The sequence below is a fragment of the Falsiroseomonas sp. genome, from assembly GCF_051859025.1.
Classification (GTDB): domain Bacteria; phylum Pseudomonadota; class Alphaproteobacteria; order Acetobacterales; family Acetobacteraceae; genus Falsiroseomonas.
In genome coordinates, this window is record NZ_JBHYGL010000001.1 from 791195 (window position 1) to 806397 (window position 15203).

Sequence of the window (15203 nt, forward strand, 5' to 3'; positions counted from 1 at the left end):
CCGGGGAAACCGGGGGCTGAGCCTTGACCGCGCTGATCGAGATCGAGCGCCTGACGAAGCGCTTCGGCGCCTTCACGGCCGTGGACGATGTGAGCTTCACCGTCGCCAAGGGGGAGGTCGTGGGCTTCCTTGGGCCGAATGGCGCCGGCAAATCCACCACCATGCGCATGCTGGCGGGCTTCATGACGCCCACTTCCGGCACCGCGCGCATCTGCGGCGACGACGTGGTGGACAAGCCCGTGGCGGCCAAGCGCCACCTGGGCTTCCTGCCCGAAGGCGCGCCCACCTACCCCGAGATGACCGTCACCGGCTTTCTCCAGTTCTGCGGCCGGGCACGGGGCTTCCACCGGTCCGAATTGCAGGACCGGGTGGCCCACGCGATGGCGCTGACGCAGCTCGAAGGCGTGCGCCTCCAGCCCGTCGAGACCCTCTCGAAGGGCTTCAAGCGCCGTGTCGGCCTGGCGGCCGCGCTGCTGCACGACCCGGCCGTGCTGGTTCTCGACGAGCCGACGGATGGCCTCGACCCCAACCAGAAGCATGATGTCCGCAACCTGATCCTGGCCATGGCGCCGACGAAGGCGATCGTGATCTCCACCCATATCCTTGAGGAAGTGGGCGCCGTCTGCTCCCGCGCCGTGGTCATCGCCCGCGGCCGCGTGGTGGCGGATGAGACGCCGGCCGAACTCGCCGCCCGGGGCCCCAGCATGGATGCCGTCTTCCGCAGCCTCACGCTCCCCGCCGCGGAGGCCGCGTGATGGGTGGCGCGATCACCGTCTTCCGGCGCGAACTCGCGGGCTATTTCGCCACGCCGGTCGCCTATGTCTTCATCGTCATCTTCCTGATCATGGCGGGTGCGCTGACCTTCACGGTCGGCAATTTCTTCGCCCGCGGCCAGGCGGACCTCACGCCCTTCTTCACCTTCGTGCCCTGGCTGTTCCTGTTCCTTGTGCCCGCGCTGACCATGCGCCTGTGGGCGGAGGAACGGCGGCTCGGCACCATCGAATTGCTGCTGACCCTGCCGATCGCGCAGTGGCAGGCGGTAGTGGGCAAGTTTCTCGCGGCCTGGGCCTTCTGCGGCATCGCGCTGGCCCTGACCTTCCCGCTGGTCATCACCGTCAATGTGCTGGGCAACCCGGATAACGGGACGATCCTGACCGGCTATCTCGGCTGCATGATGGTGGCGGGCGCCTTCCTCGCGGTGGGTGCGGCGATCTCGGCCATGACCAAGAACCAGGTCATCGCCTTCGTCCTGGCCGTCGCGGCCTGCTTCTTCCTGACGGCGGCGGGCAGCCCGGTGGTGACGGAGTTCCTGTCGAAGCGCATCCCGCTGCTGGCGGACCTCGCGCGTGCCATCAGCATCACGGACCGGCTGAACGGCTTCACCCGCGGCGTGATCGCGGCGCGGGACTTCGTCTTCTTCGCCTCCTTCATGGCCTTCTTCCTCTTCGCGAACACCATCGCGATCGACCAGCGGAAGGCGGACTGATCGCATGAGCAATTCCATCCCCTCTGGCCTTCCCGCCCCGAAGAAGCAGGGCAAGCGCGGCGTCTCCGCCCTCGTGGCGCTCGGCCTCGGCGCCGTGCTGGCCGTCGGCGTCAACATGCTGTCGGACCGGCTGCTGTCCCGCGCGCGGATCGACCTGACGGAGAACCGCCTATACACCCTGTCGGACGGTACACGGCAGGTGCTGCAGGGGTTGCAGGACCCCGTGACCTTCCGGGTCTACTATTCGCGCCGCCTCGGCGCCGCGATCCCGGTCTATGGCGCCTATGCCGAGCGCGTGCGCGCCATGCTGGACGAATACGTCGCCGTCAGCGGCGGCAGGGTGCGGCTGGAAGTCTTCGACCCCGAGCCCTTCAGCGAGACCGAGGACCGCGCCGTGGCGCTGGGCCTCCAGGGCGTGCCCGTCGACCAGTCCGGGGAGCAGGTCTATTTCGGCCTCTCCGGCGTCAACCTGCTGGATGATGAGCGCACGATCCCCTTCTTCCAGCCGGATCGCGAGCGCTTCCTTGAATACGACCTGACCCGGATGGTGTGGGAGCTTTCCAATCCCCGCCGGCCGGTGCTGGGCGTGATCTCCTCCCTGCCGCTCAACGGCGATCCGCGCGCGATGATGATGCGCCAGCCCGGCGTCGGGCAGCCCTTCGTCGCCATGAACCAGCTGCGCCAGTTCTACACGGTGCGCGACATCACGCCCGACACGCAGGTGATCGAGCCCGATGTGCAGGTGCTGATGGTGGCCCACGCGCAGAACCTCAGCGACCAGATGCTCTACGCCATCGACCAGTTCGTGATGCGCGGCGGCCGCCTGATCGCGCTGACGGACCCGCATAGCGAAAGCCAGGCGACCCGCCCCTCCCCGGGCCAGCGGCCGGCGACGGATACCTCATCCTCCCTGTCGCGCCTGTTGAATGCCTGGGGCGTGGAGGCACCGTCGGACAAGGTGGTGCTCGACCTCCGCGGCGCCTGGCGCGTCCGCGCCGATCCGAGGGACCGGGTGCAGGCGGTGGACTACCTCGCCTGGTACAACGTCCCCGTCGCCGGCCTGAACCGGAGCGAGGTCGCGACGGCCGAATTGCAGCAGGTGACGGTGGCCTCCGCCGGCGAGGTCCGGCGGCGCGAGGGTTCGACGATCGAGTTCACGCCGCTGGTCCAGACCAGCGACCGGACGATGCTGGTGGACAGCGCCGCTGTGCGGCAGGACCCCTCCCCGGCCCGGCTGCTGGCGGATTTCCGGCCTGATGGCCAGGTCCGCACCATCGTCGCCCGCGTGCGCGGGCCGGTCACTTCCGCCTTCCCGGCAGCGCCGCCGGCGGCCGAAGGTGCGGAACGCCCGGCGGATTTCCCCGCCCACCGCGCCCGGACCGAAGGGCCCGCCAACCTGATCGTCGGCAACGACGCCGACATCCTGGAGGACCGCTTCTGGGTCCGCGTGCAGGATTTCTTCGGCCAGCAGGTGACAACGCCCTTCAGCGACAACGGCAATCTCATCATCAACCTCGCGGACTCCATGGCGGGTGGCGAGGCGCTGGTCTCCCTCCGCTCCCGCGGTGAATCGCTGCGGCCCTTCGAGATGGTGGAGGACATCCGCCGCAGCGCGGAGGCCCAGTTCCGCCAGACCGAACGCGGCCTGACCGAACGCCTTGAGGCGACCGAGCGGCGCCTGCGCGAACTGCGCCAGGGCCCCGGGCAGGGTCAGGCGCCGGCCAATGCGGTGATCACCCCCGAACAGCGCGCCGAGATCGATGCGGCACGAGAGGAAATCCGGCGCACGCGCGGCGAACTCCGCCAGGTGCAGCTGGAACTGCGCCGGGACATCGAGGGGCTGGAGACGACGCTCCGCATCCTCAACATCGCGACGGTGCCGCTGCTGCTCACGATCTTCGCCATCGGCCTCGGCTTGGTGCGGGCACGGCGGCGGGCGGAGGCGCGGGCATGAACCGCCGCAACCTGCTGCTGCTGGGCGGCGCCGCCGTCGCCGCCGTGGGCGGCGCCCTGCTGCTGACGCCGGAGACCAACGCGCCGCCGCCGGCATCCGCCACGCCGCTGGCCTTTCCCGGCCTGGCGCAGCGCCTGGCCAATGCGGCGGCGATCGAGGTGCGTCGCAACGACGCGACGCTGGTGGTGCGCAAGGGGGCCGGGGATTCCTGGGTTCTGCCCTCCAAGGCCGACCACCCGGTGCGGCCGGAGAAGGTGCGCGAACTGCTCGTGGGCCTCACGGAACTCCGCCTGGCGGAGCCGCGAACCGCGAATCCCGAGATGCTGGAACGCCTCGGCGTGAACGACCCCGCGCAGCCCGGCTCCACCGCCAGCCACCTGCGCGTGCTGGATGCGCAGGGCACGGTGATCGCAGAACTGATCATCGGCCGCCGCCGAGTGAGGGTGCAGGGCAATGTGCCGGAGAGTGTCTATGTCCGCCGCCCCGGGGAGAACCAGGCTTGGCTCGGCGAAGGCAGGCTGCCGCTGGATGGCGACCCGAACCTCTGGATCGACCGGGACCTGGCCAATATCGCCCGCGAACGGGTGCTGTCCCTAGCCGTGACCCGTGAGGGCGAGGCGCCGCTGGTGGTGCGGAAGGACCGCGACGCCGATGGCAAGATGGGCGTGGTGACGCCCGCCGAGGCGGGGGAGATGGACGAGATCAGCCTGGACGAGGTCGCCCGGGCCTTCGAATTCCTCACCTTCCTCGATGTCCGCAAGGCCGCCGAGATCCCGGGCGAACGCCTCGGCACCGGGGCCTTCGAACTGACGGACAACCTCCGCATCACGGCCACCGTCAACAAGGATGGCGAGACCATCTGGGCGATGCTGGCGGCGGAGGGCGATGAGGAGGCGACGCGCCTCAACAACCGCTGGCGCGGCTGGGCCTACCAGATCGGCCAGTGGAAGGAGAAGGCGCTGGTCCCGCGGCTGGAGGATCTGCGCAAGCAGGCGCCCGCCGCCGCCGAACCGGCCCCCGAAGCACCCGCGCCGCAGTGACCGAGGCTTCCCCCGTGAACCCGCGCGAATACCCGCACCGGCCCTGGGTCGGCATCGGGGTCGTCGCGCTGCGGGGTGAGGAGGTGCTGCTGATCCGCCGCGGCCGTCCCCCACGGCAGGGCGAATGGTCACTGCCCGGCGGCGGCCAGCGCCTGGGCGAACCGGCCGAAGCCTGCGCCCGGCGCGAATTGCTGGAGGAGACGGGGATCGAGGTCGGTCCCCTCAGCCTGCTGGCCGTGGTCGATGCCATCACCCCCGGCGATCCCGGCCGCGGCCCCCGCTTCCACTACACGATCATCGATTTCCAGGCCGAATGGCTGTCCGGCGAGGCGCGGCCGGGCGGCGATGTCACCGAGGTCGCCTGGGTGCCCGTGGATGGGCTGGAACCCTACGGGCTGTGGCCGGAGGCGCTGCGGGTGATCGGCCTCGCAGCCTCCCGCGCCCCTAAAATCTAAAGCCCATTTAGGCCTTTTAGCACCTTTAGCACCGTTTTCGGGGGGTGCGCCGCGGTCACAGCCTGTCGTTGATCGAGTGAACATAGACGGAACATGCTCGGCACGCCAGCGGTTTCGGGGCCTTCGCGCCGGTTACCGGCTGCCCGTTCCTGTCGGCAAATTGTGTATATGATGTTTTTTATCCGTCCCAGAATGGGCAGGAATGCAGAGCGCCCTCGGCCTAGACCCCGCCTCCTTTCCCCGCCCTGGCGTGCCGCATCGCCCTCGGCTTCCGCAGGGGTTCCGCCTGCTCTGGCTCGCGGCGGTGCTGGTGCCGGCGCTGGGGGTGCTGGGGGCCGGGGTCATGGCCTGGGTCGATGTGCGGCGGGATGCCGCCGCCAGGCTCGACCGGACGGTGGAAATGCTGCGCCAGCACGCGCTGCGCAGCTTCGGCGCGCAGGAGGCGATCCTGACCGCCACATCCCACGCCACCGCCCGGATGGGGTGGGAGGAGATGCGCCAGGACCCCGCTTTGCACAGCCTGCTGGCCGAACTGGTGCAATCCATGCATCCGCTGGTGCAGGCTGTGATCGTGGCGGATGGGCTGGGGCGCGTGGTGCTGGCCTCCTGGGAGTTTCCGGCCCGGCCCACCGACATCGCCGACCGCGACTTCGCCGTTGCGCTGCGGGAGGGGGAGCGCGAGGCGGTGGGCGAGGTCATCGTCGCGCGGCCCATGGGCTGGACCATCTTCCCCGTCGCCCGGCTGACGCCGCCGCGGCCGGGCGGGGATGAGACGGGGCTGGTCGCCGCCGCCTTCAACCCCGATCCGCTGGCGGCCTTCTATGCCTCGGTCGTCGAGACGGCGCGGGACACGGTGCTGATGACGCGGCTGGATGGCGCGGTGCTGGCCCGCCACCCGCCGCTCCGCGACCCGGCCGCCGAACACGGCCAGCGCCCCGCCCGCCAGGCACGGCTGGCGGAAGCCCTGGCCCGCCCGGCCGGGGAGGCGCCAAGCCCCTCCGCCAGCGTGGGCGACGGGCTGCCGCGGCTGTTCGTCGCGCGGCAGGTGGGGGATTGGCCGGTCGCCGTCGCCTATGGGCTGAGCATGGAGGCGCTGAACGCGGCCTGGCGGCAGCGGATGGTCGTGCCGGCGGTGGGCGGCGTGGCGGCGGCGGGGCTGCTGCTGGCGCTGACGGGGCTCGCCATCCGCGGCGCGCGGCAGCAGCAGCTGGCGGCCGAACGCCGGATGGAGGCCGAGACGCAACTGGCCCGCGCCGGCCGCGCCGCCGCCATCGGCCTGCTGACGGCCGGGCTGGCGCATGACGTGAAGAATTTGGTCCAGGCCGTGCGCAGCGGCGCCCGGCTGATGGACCGCCGCGCCGATGATCCGGCGGAGGTGCGCCGCTGCGCCGCCCTGCTGGGCGATGCGGCGGAACGCGGCCGCCGCCTGGTGGAGGCGATGCTGGACTTCGCCCGCGGCGGCGGGGGGGATGCCGAGGGCGCACAGCCGCCGCTGGAGGCCGGGCAGGCGCTGTCGGATCTGGCGGAACTGCTGAACCGGACCCTCGGCAGCGGATGGCGGGTGAAGATCATGGTCCCCCCCGGCCTGCCGCCCGCGCGGGGCGACCGCGCGGGGTTCGAGGCCGCGGTGGTGAATCTGGCCGCCAATGCGCGGGACGCCATGCCCCGCGGCGGCACCGTGACCATCGCCGCCTGGGTGGAGGAACTGATGGAAACGCGGGAGGAAGCCGGGCTGAAGGCGGGCCGCTACATCGTGGCCGCCGTCAGCGACACCGGCGCGGGCATGGATCCGGCGACGCTGGCGCGGGTGGGGGAACCCTTCTTCACCACCAAGGGGCCGGGGCGCGGCACGGGGCTGGGCCTGGCGACGGTGCGCGGCTTCTGCACGAAGTCGGGCGGCGCGCTGCTGGTGGACAGCGAGCCGGGGCGCGGGACGACGGCGGCGATGTGGCTGCCGGTTGCCTGAACGGGTGGTCGGGGAATTTTTGCGGATCAGGCCCGGGTTAGGTGAACGGGTGGTCAGGGAATCGACGATCCGCCAGCCAGTGGCTTGGCGAGCTACTATGGTGACGCATGTACGAGCGTCACATCAACGAATTAAACATAATGTAATTATTCATATTGAAAACAGGTAGATGAAGCCTGACGATGAGTCGTGGACGGGGCGGCTTAGGAGTTTGCCGATGCGGATCGATCCGAACTGGCTGCGGGAGGCAAAGAGCTTCCTTCCCAGGGCATTCGAGAACATCGAAGCACTTCTCACTCGATTTTCCCGTCATCCCGAATACGCCAGTGTCGTCGCACGTGGATCGAGGGGCGTCTTCGACTACTGCGGCCGTGAAGGGGTCAAAAGAGCCCTGAGGCACACCTTCAGAGTCGAGTTCGAGCAACTTGACAAAGACGACCAGGACCTCCTGATGGATATCCTGGACATCAACATCCGAGCACTACGTAATTTCTACGATGCCCAGTTGGACTACGAGGACGCCAGGGACAACGAGACCCGCAAGTCCGACTTCGTGCACGATCAGGCGGCTATGCTTGCACAAGCTTATATTAACGCCTTCAGAAATTGGGCGAATTCCAAAGGCTACGATAGCGTATACGGGAAACCGTCAAAAACTCCTCTGATCAACACGGAAGTACTGGCAAAGCAGTTCGGGTTGGCGGCACTTAATCAGGCACTGAATGCTGGCCCCTGATGAAATCGCGCTCTATGGCTCAGTCCGAGTGATCGCGTTGGGGGTTCCCAACGAATGCCTTCCTGCTATGTCCAAAAAATAACCTTGCTCACGCCACTTGCGTTATCCGCAGGCAATTCGTGGCGCGTTGGGGGCAGCGGCGATTTCGGCCCTGCTCATACGCCTCAAGGGAAACTGCGTTCGAACCGGGTCGCGACCCAGGTCGGCGCATCTTTATAGACCCCAAAGGTGGCTCATCTCGTGCCCACCCCCCAGGCCAGACGCTTGCGGTAGAGCGTGCTCGGGCTGATGCCGAGATGGGCGGCGGCCTTGGGAATATTACCGTCGCAGAGTTCGACGGCGCGCTCGATCGCCTCCCGCTCGATTTCCGCCAGGGGGCGGATCTGGCGGGTGCGGTCGGCGTCGGCACGCGCGGGGGCCGGGCGTGGGGTTGGCGCAGGGGGCGCGGCGCCGTCGCGCATCGTGGCATTCTGGAGAGTCTGGGGCAGCATCGCCGCCGTGACCCATTCGCCGTCATGCAGCACAACAGCGGTGCGGACGGCGTTTTCCAGCTCCCGCACATTGCCGGGCCAGCGATGGGCCAGCAGCGCGGTCTTCGCGTCCTCCGCCAGGCCGCGGAAGGCGCGGCCTTCCTCCGCCGCGCTGCGGGCCAGCATCGCCTCCGCGATCGTCACGACGTCGGCGCCACGGTCGCGCAAGGGGGGCAGCGAGACGGGGACGACGTGGAGGCGGTAGTACAGGTCCTCCCGGAACCTTCCCTCCCGCACCTCCAGCAGCGGGTCGCGGTTGGTGGCGCAGACGAAGCGGACATCGGTGCGGCGCAGCTGCGTGGAGCCGACGGGCTGGAAGCTGCCGGTCTGGATGAAGCGCAGCAGCTTGCCTTGCAGCGCCAGGTCCATCTCGCAGAGTTCGTCGAGGAACAGCGTGCCGCCATCGGCGGCGGCGGCCGCGCCCTGGCGGTCCGCGACGGCGCCGGTGAAGGCACCGCGAACATGGCCGAAGACCTCGCTCTCGATCAGGTCCTTCGGGATGGCGGCGCAGTTGATGGCGATGAAGGGGCCGTCGCGGCGGGGGGAGAGCCTGTGCACTGCCTCCGCCGCCAGTTCCTTGCCGGTGCCGCTCTCACCCGTGATGAAGACGGTGGCGCGCGATGACGCGGCAGTTTCCAGGATGCGATAGACCGCCTGCATGCCGGGGGCGGCGCCGATGAAACCCTGGAAGGATGTGCGGGGGCGGGCGGCGGCCAGGTCCCTCACCTCTCGCCGCAAGGCCGCGCGTTCGACGGCGTTGGTCAGCGTGACGGCCAGGCGTTCGGCGGCGAAGGGCTTCACCAGGAAATCGGCGGCGCCGGCGCGCATGGCGTCCACGGCGGTGGCGACGCTGCCATGGGCGGTCATCACCACCACCGGCAGATCGGGGCTGTCCCGGCGCAGCACGCGCAGCACGGTCAGGCCATCGCTGTCCGGCAGGCGCAGGTCCAGCAGCACGCAATCCGGCTTTTCCTGCCCGGCCAGGCGGAAGGCTTCCTCCGCCGTGCGCGCGTGGCGGGAGGCGAAGCCGGCACCGCGGAGGTATTCGCCATAGACGGCGGCGAGGGAGGCCGTGTCCTCCACCAGCAGGATGCGGGGCTGCGGTTCGCCGCCGAGGCCCCCGCGCTGATGCGCGGTTTCGGCCATGCCTCGCGGATGTGCGGTTTCGGCCATGCCGCGCGGATGCGCGGTTTCGGCCATGCCGCGCGGATGCGCGGTTTCGGCCATGCCTCGCGGATGCGCGGTGTCGGCCATGCCGCGCGGCTGCGCTGCCTCAGCCATGCCCCTTCTCGGCCCGGCGCCCGACCCAGAACAGCACCGCGGCGCCGATGACCGCGGGGAAGATCCAGGCGGGCCAGGCCAGCACGGGCATCATCACGCGGTCCCAGAGGCGGGGCGAGATGTTGTGGTCCACCGCGGTCTGCAGCAGGTGCAGCGATGGCGGATAGAGCCGGACCAGCACGCCATCCAGCGACGCCAGCGGGCCGAAGCCCGATGCCAGCGCCACGGCGGAGGCGAGCAGGATGAGGCCGATGGATCGCAAGCGGTCAGGCCCAGAGACGTTCGTTCTGCAGCCCAGTGTAGAGGCCCGCGACGAATTCGCCATAGCCGTTGTACAGCCGCGTCGGCACCCGTTCATTGCTGCCGATGAGGCGCTCGCTCGCCTGACTCCAGCGGGGGTGGGGGACTTCCGGGTTCACATTGGCCCAGAAGCCGTATTCGCTGGCCTGGAGGGTTTCCCAGAAGCTCTTCGGCCGCTGGTCCGTCAGCGTGATGCGGACGATCGACTTGCCGGACTTGAACCCATACTTCCACGGGAACACCACGCGGAACGGCCCGCCATTCTGCGCCGGCAGCGGCCGGCCAAACAGGCCGACGGGCATGAAGGTGAGCTCGTTGGACGCTTCCTCGATCGTGCAGCCCTCGACATGCGGCCAGGGGTACCAGGACTGCCGGAGGCCGGGCATGACGGAGGGGATCGCCGCCGTCTCGAACCGCACATATTTCGCCGATGCCAGCGGCGTGACCAGGCTGAGGAGGGAGGAGAGCTGGAAGCCGGACCAGGGGACGGTCATGCCCCAGGCCTCCACGCAGCGCAGGCGATAGACGCGCTCCTCGATCCCGATGCGGCGGATGATGTCGTCCACGTCGAATTCGCCGGGCTTTTCCACCATGCCATCGACCTTGATGGTCCAGGGGCGCGTCGGCATGGCGCGGGCCGTGGACCAGATGCCCTTGTCGGTGCCGAATTCGTAGAAGTTGTTGAAGGTGATGGCGTCCCGCTCCGGGGAGATGGCGCGGCCGGCGGCGTAGCGGGTGTTGCGCATGGAAGGCGGCAGGTCAGGCACCTCCGCCGGGTTGCGCGCCCAGGGGTCGGCGGGTTCGCCACGCCGCCAGAACTGCGCCTGCGCCGCGCCGGGCAGCAGCATGGCGCCGGCGCCGGCTGCCTTCATAATCGTGCGGCGGTTGGTGGCCAGGTGTTCGGGGGTCGCCTGGCTTTCGGGGATTTCCCAGCCCCGCCTGCGCTTGATGAGCATGGTCGTCTCCGCCTTGTTGGGCCGTGGGTCAGACTTAGGATCGGCCCGTGCGCCGCCCCGTCAAGGAGGGATCACGGACGAGGCATGATCGCGGCGGCGGGCAGGTCGGCGCGGGTGGTGACGCGGAAGGCCCGGTAGCGTTCCGCCTCCACCCCGCCGCGCGCCCGCACCAGCGACCCTTCCGCGCGCTGGACCGGTTCGGCCTCGGGCCAGTCCGGCACGCTGTCCCGTCTTTCGCTCTGGACCAGCAGGCCGGTTACGGCGGGGCCGAGGGATTGGGGGCGCGGCAGGTCGAACAGGTCCCAGCGGGGATTGAGGGCCACCACCGGCACGCCGGGGGGAAGGCGCAGCGCGAGTTGCGCGGCCAGGCCGTATTCCTCCGCCGCGACGAAGCCGGCGCCGGTGCGGGCGCGCTCCCGCTCCACCAGCGCGGCGAAATCGTCCCAGCCGCCGAGGCGCGCGAGGGTGGGGTCGAGGCGCCTCGGCAGGGCGATCGGCGCGAGGGCGGCCTGGATGTAGGCGGCAAGGGCCAAGGCGGCGCCGAGGGCCACGGCGGGGCGGCGGAGGCGCGCCAGGCCAGGCGTGATGAAGGCGGCGGCCAGGATGCAGGCGGCGGGGTAGAGGATGGCGGGCCAATTGCCCTGCACGCGGCTGCCGGTGGCCTGCCAGGTGAACAGCGCGGCGCCGGGCACGACCAGCGCCGCCAGCAGCGCCGCCGCCGCATCGCCTCGCCGGACCCAGGCGACCAGGGCCAGCGCGGTGCCGGTGATGCACAGGATGAAGACCAGCGGCGTGGCCAGCCCCGCCTGGCCGGCGATGAGCTCACCGAGGAAGCGCAGCGTGAAGCCGCCCGTATCCGCCCCCGCGCGGCCGCCCTGCTTCACGAAGCTCGCCCAGCCATGGGCGGCGTTCCACACGACCACCGGGGCGAAGACGGCGGCGGCCAGCACGCCCCCGGCCCAGAGCCGCCAGTCCCGCCACCAATGCCAGGCGCCCCGGCAGGCGAGCAGCCAGGCGATCGCGCCGATGCCGAGCAACCCGGCCGTGTATTTCGACACCAGCGCCAGGCCGGAGAACAGCCCGAAGGCCAGCCACCAGCGGCCATCCTGTGTGGCATGCACCTGCGCCAGCGCCCAGAGCGCCGCGACCCAGAAGACCAGCAGCGGCAGATCGGGCGTCATCAGGATGCCGCCGACGCCGACCAGCAGCGTGGCGTTGAACAGCAGCGCGGCCCAGAGGCCCGGCCGGCGGTCCGGGAACAGCGCATCCGCCGCGCGGGCCAGCAGCACGGTGGCGAGCGCGATGGACAGGGGGCCCATCAGGCGGATGCCGAAGGCGCCCTCCCCGCCCAGCAGCGTGCCGGCGCGGATGAAGAAGGCGACCATGGGCGGGTGGTCGAGGTAGCCGGGCTGCAACACCCGGGACCAGACCCAGTAATAGGCCTCGTCAGGCGCCAGCGGCGTGGCGCCGGCCACCAGCAGGCGCAGCGCCGTGAGGGCGGCGAGCGCCCAGATCATCGGGCGCGCCACACAAGGGTCGAGGACACGGCGTAGTTCCACACGACGGTCAGCAACGCGCCGGCGGCGCCGGCCAGGCCCCAGGCCAGCACGCCATCCCGGACCAGCAGCCCCGCGATGCCGACATTGGCGGCGGCGCCGATGCCGCAGACCACATAGAACACGAGCAGCCCGCGCCACAGCGCCGGCCCACGCAGCCGCGCGTCGCGGTAGGTGATGCGGTTGTTCAGGATGAAATTGGCCGTCATCGCCACCAGCGTGGCGCCCCATTGCGCCGGCCCGAAGCCGAGCCCCGCCGCCTGCACCAGCAGGAACAGCGCCGCCATGTGGACCAGCACGCCGATGCCGCCCACCGCCGCGAAGGCCAGGAAGCGCAGCGGCACGATGCCGCCTGTCGCCTTGTCCAGCAGCAGGGCGCCGAATTCCAGCAGGACGGTCGCGTCCAGCTTGCTCTCCCCGGCCTGGCGGCTGCGGAAGCTGTAGGGGATTTCCGCCACCGCCAGCCTGCGGCGGGCGGAGAGCAGGATGTCCAGCAGGATCTTGAAGCCGCGGCCGGCGATTCGGGGGGCCACTTCCTCCACCAGCGCGCGCGGCAGCAGGAAAAAGCCGCTCATCGGGTCCGCGACCGGGGTGGGCAGCAGCATCCGGGCCATCCTGGCGCCCGTGTCGGAGAGCGCGCCGCGGGCGGCGGAGAAGCCGGATTCCGCCGCGCCGCCCGCGACATGGCGGCTGCCGATGGCGATGTCGGCGCCCGCCTCCACCGCCGCCAGCATGGCGGGCAGGATCGCCTCATCATGCTGGAGGTCGCCATCGATGACGGCGACGAAGGGGGCGGTGGTGGAGAGGAAGCCTTCCATGCAGGCCGAGGCCAGGCCGCGGCGGCCGATGCGGCGGAGGCAGCGGATGCGCGGGTCCCGCGCGGCGATGCCCCGCACCACGGCGGCGGTGCCATCGGGGCTGTCATCGTCGACGAAGATCGCTTCCCAGGGGATGCCAGCCAGCGCGGCGTCCAGGCGATCCACCATCGGGGCGACATTCGCTGCCTCGTTGAAGACCGGGACGATGACCGCGAGGCGGATGGGCTGGGGCGTGGGCACGCGCGGCGTCTAGCAGGCGGCCCCGGAACTGGACAGGCGGGAAACCGGCCAGAAGGGAAGCTGGACAGGCGGGGTAACGGGCCAGCGGGCTTGGCGGCGGGGGGCCGGGCCGGGCACAATCGGCGGATGACACCAGGGACGAAGCTGCCGTCGCGCGCCAGGCCGGCCGGGGCGCGGGCGCTGCGCCTGCTCTGGGCGATCAGCGTGCTGCTGCCGCTGGCGGGGCTGGGCACCATGGCGGCGCAGGCCTGGCAGGCCACGGTGGAGGCGGCGGAGGAACGCGTCTCCCGCACCGCGGAGATGCTGCGCGAACAGGCGCTGCGCGCCTTCGAGGCGCAGGAGATCGCCATCGCGGCCGTCGAATCCCGCGTGGTGGGCATGAGCTGGGAGGAGATCCGCGCCAGCCGGCCCCTGCATGACTTCCTGCAGACGCTGGATGCGGTGACGCCTTCCGCCGGCGGGGTCACGCTGGTGGACCCGTCCGGGCGCTTCGCGGCATCCAGCACCACCGGCTTCCCCACGCCGCCGATCGATGTGGCGGGGCGGGATTACGTGGCCGCCCACCCGCCCGGCAGCGGGATGCGGGAGGCACCGACCATCGGCAAGGTCGTCACCAGCCGGACGGTGGGCGTGCTGATCTTCCCCATGGCGCGGCCGCGCCGGCGCGATGACGGGCTGGCGGATGGCGGGGTGGTGGTGGCGACGCTGTGGCCGCACTACTTCCAGGCCTTCTACCGCTCCATCCTGGAAGCGCCCGGCGATACGGTGACGCTGTTCCGCCTGGATGGCGCCGTGCTGGCCGCGGTGCCGGCGCCGGCTGACCCCGAGACCGCCGCCCTGCCCGCCGAGGCCGCCCCCCTGCTGCGCCAGCTGCGCCGCGGCCCCGGCCTGCTGCTGCACGGGCCGAGCCCGATCGACGGGCAGCCGCGCCTGCTGGCCCTGCGGCGCATCCCGGGCCACGATGTCGGCGTCGCCTATGGGCTGTCGCTATCCGCGCTCCGGCTGGATTGGCAGCGGCAGATGCTGTTCCCGGTGCTGGGTGCGCTGGCGGCGATGCTGGTGCTGGGCACGGCGACCTGGTGGGCGGAACGCGCGGCCAGGCTGCGCGCAGCGGCGGAGGCCCGTTCCCGCACCGCGGAGCGGCAGGCGACGATGGGGCTGCTGGCCGGCGGCCTGGCGCATGATTTCGGCAACATCACCCAATCCGTCATGGCCGCCGCCGTGCTGCTGGCCAAATACGCGGACAATCCGGCGCGGGTGCGGCAGGTGGCCGGGCATCTCGGCCGCCATGCCGAACGCGCCACCGCGCTGTCCCGCCGGATGCTGGACACCACGCGGCGCAACGGGTTGGGCAGCCAGGCGGAGGGGCCGGTGGAACTGGCCTCCGCGCTGCGGGAACTGGCGCAGCTGCTGGATTCGACGCTCGGCGCCGGCATCCGCGTGCGGTGCGAGGTGACGGGGCCCCTCCTCGCCGCCCCGTCGCTGGACCGGGCGGAGCTGGAGACGGCGGTGATCAACCTGGCTGCCAATGCGCGGGATGCGATGCCGCGCGGTGGCACCATCACCATCACCGCCGCGCAATTCGCCGTGCCGCCCCGCCCCGCCGATGCGCCGGACCTGCCGGCGGGCGTCTATATCCGGCTGTCGCTGCGCGACGAGGGCGAGGGCATGCCCCCGGCGGCGCTGGCACGGCTCGGCGAGCCCTTCTTCACCACCAAGCCGGAGGGCCAGGGCACGGGCCTCGGCCTGGCCATGGTGGCGGCCTTCGTGCGGGGCAGCGGGGGCGCGCTGGCGGCGGAAAGCGTGCTCGGCCGGGGCACCATCATCCATCTGATCCTGCCGGCGGGCTGAGCCCCGGGTGGCCGATCAGGCCAGTTTGCTTGGC

At 70.9% G+C, this 15203-nt stretch carries 13 protein-coding genes; 8 read left to right on the forward strand and 5 right to left on the reverse strand.

Going from position 1 to position 15203, the window contains the following annotated elements:
- Positions 1 to 23 precede the first annotated feature (23 nt).
- From ACTIE5_RS03855 to ACTIE5_RS03885, 7 genes are all read left to right on the forward strand, one after another.
- Positions 24 to 755: an ABC transporter ATP-binding protein gene (locus tag ACTIE5_RS03855; protein ID WP_439548369.1), complete on the forward strand. Its 732-nt coding sequence runs from the start codon at positions 24 to 26 to the stop codon at positions 753 to 755.
- Positions 755 to 1486 (forward strand): ABC transporter permease subunit, encoded by a 732-nt coding sequence (locus ACTIE5_RS03860; protein WP_439548370.1) that lies wholly within the window; start codon positions 755 to 757, stop codon positions 1484 to 1486. Before ACTIE5_RS03855 ends, ACTIE5_RS03860 begins: the two co-directional genes overlap by 1 nt.
- Positions 1487 to 1490: 4 nt before the next feature.
- Positions 1491 to 3440, forward strand: a complete 1950-nt coding sequence (locus tag ACTIE5_RS03865) for a Gldg family protein (protein ID WP_439548371.1) — start codon at positions 1491 to 1493, stop codon at positions 3438 to 3440.
- The gene (locus tag ACTIE5_RS03870; protein ID WP_439548372.1) at positions 3437 to 4480 is read left to right on the forward strand and encodes a DUF4340 domain-containing protein; all 1044 of its coding nucleotides are present in this window, start codon (positions 3437 to 3439) and stop codon (positions 4478 to 4480) included. The genes ACTIE5_RS03865 and ACTIE5_RS03870 overlap by 4 nt, the downstream gene beginning before the upstream one ends.
- Positions 4477 to 4935, forward strand: coding sequence for an NUDIX hydrolase (locus tag ACTIE5_RS03875; protein ID WP_439548373.1), 459 nt, complete (start codon positions 4477 to 4479; stop codon positions 4933 to 4935). The genes ACTIE5_RS03870 and ACTIE5_RS03875 overlap by 4 nt, the downstream gene beginning before the upstream one ends.
- Before the next feature lie 202 nt (positions 4936 to 5137).
- Positions 5138 to 6901 (forward strand): ATP-binding protein, encoded by a 1764-nt coding sequence (locus ACTIE5_RS03880; protein WP_439548374.1) that lies wholly within the window; start codon positions 5138 to 5140, stop codon positions 6899 to 6901.
- 169 nt (positions 6902 to 7070) lie between these two features.
- Positions 7071 to 7637: a hypothetical protein gene (locus tag ACTIE5_RS03885; RefSeq protein ID WP_439548375.1), complete on the forward strand. Its 567-nt coding sequence runs from the start codon at positions 7071 to 7073 to the stop codon at positions 7635 to 7637.
- A gap of 233 nt (positions 7638 to 7870) precedes the next feature.
- Here ACTIE5_RS03885 and ACTIE5_RS03890 read toward each other — a convergent pair whose 3' ends face one another.
- From ACTIE5_RS03890 to ACTIE5_RS03910, 5 genes are all read right to left on the reverse strand, one after another.
- Positions 7871 to 9448 (reverse strand): sigma-54-dependent transcriptional regulator, encoded by a 1578-nt coding sequence (locus ACTIE5_RS03890; protein WP_439548376.1) that lies wholly within the window; start codon positions 9446 to 9448, stop codon positions 7871 to 7873.
- Positions 9441 to 9710 carry a hypothetical protein gene (locus ACTIE5_RS03895; protein WP_439548377.1) on the reverse strand — a complete coding sequence of 90 codons (270 nt, stop codon included), beginning with the start codon at positions 9708 to 9710 and terminating at the stop codon, positions 9441 to 9443. Before ACTIE5_RS03895 ends, ACTIE5_RS03890 begins: the two co-directional genes overlap by 8 nt.
- Before the next feature lie 4 nt (positions 9711 to 9714).
- On the reverse strand, positions 9715 to 10704 hold the full coding sequence (msrP, locus tag ACTIE5_RS03900) for a protein-methionine-sulfoxide reductase catalytic subunit MsrP (protein ID WP_439548378.1): 990 nt from the start codon (positions 10702 to 10704) through the stop codon (positions 9715 to 9717).
- Positions 10705 to 10775: 71 nt separating this feature from the next.
- Positions 10776 to 12221 (reverse strand): glycosyltransferase family 39 protein, encoded by a 1446-nt coding sequence (locus ACTIE5_RS03905; RefSeq protein ID WP_439548379.1) that lies wholly within the window; start codon positions 12219 to 12221, stop codon positions 10776 to 10778.
- The gene (locus ACTIE5_RS03910; RefSeq protein ID WP_439548380.1) at positions 12218 to 13318 is read right to left on the reverse strand and encodes a glycosyltransferase; all 1101 of its coding nucleotides are present in this window, start codon (positions 13316 to 13318) and stop codon (positions 12218 to 12220) included. Before ACTIE5_RS03910 ends, ACTIE5_RS03905 begins: the two co-directional genes overlap by 4 nt.
- 126 nt (positions 13319 to 13444) lie before the next feature.
- On the opposite strand from ACTIE5_RS03910, the gene ACTIE5_RS03915 reads away from it, so the two are divergent.
- Complete coding sequence (locus ACTIE5_RS03915) at positions 13445 to 15169, forward strand: ATP-binding protein (protein WP_439548381.1); 1725 nt, start codon at positions 13445 to 13447, stop codon at positions 15167 to 15169.
- Positions 15170 to 15203: the final 34 nt, after the last annotated feature.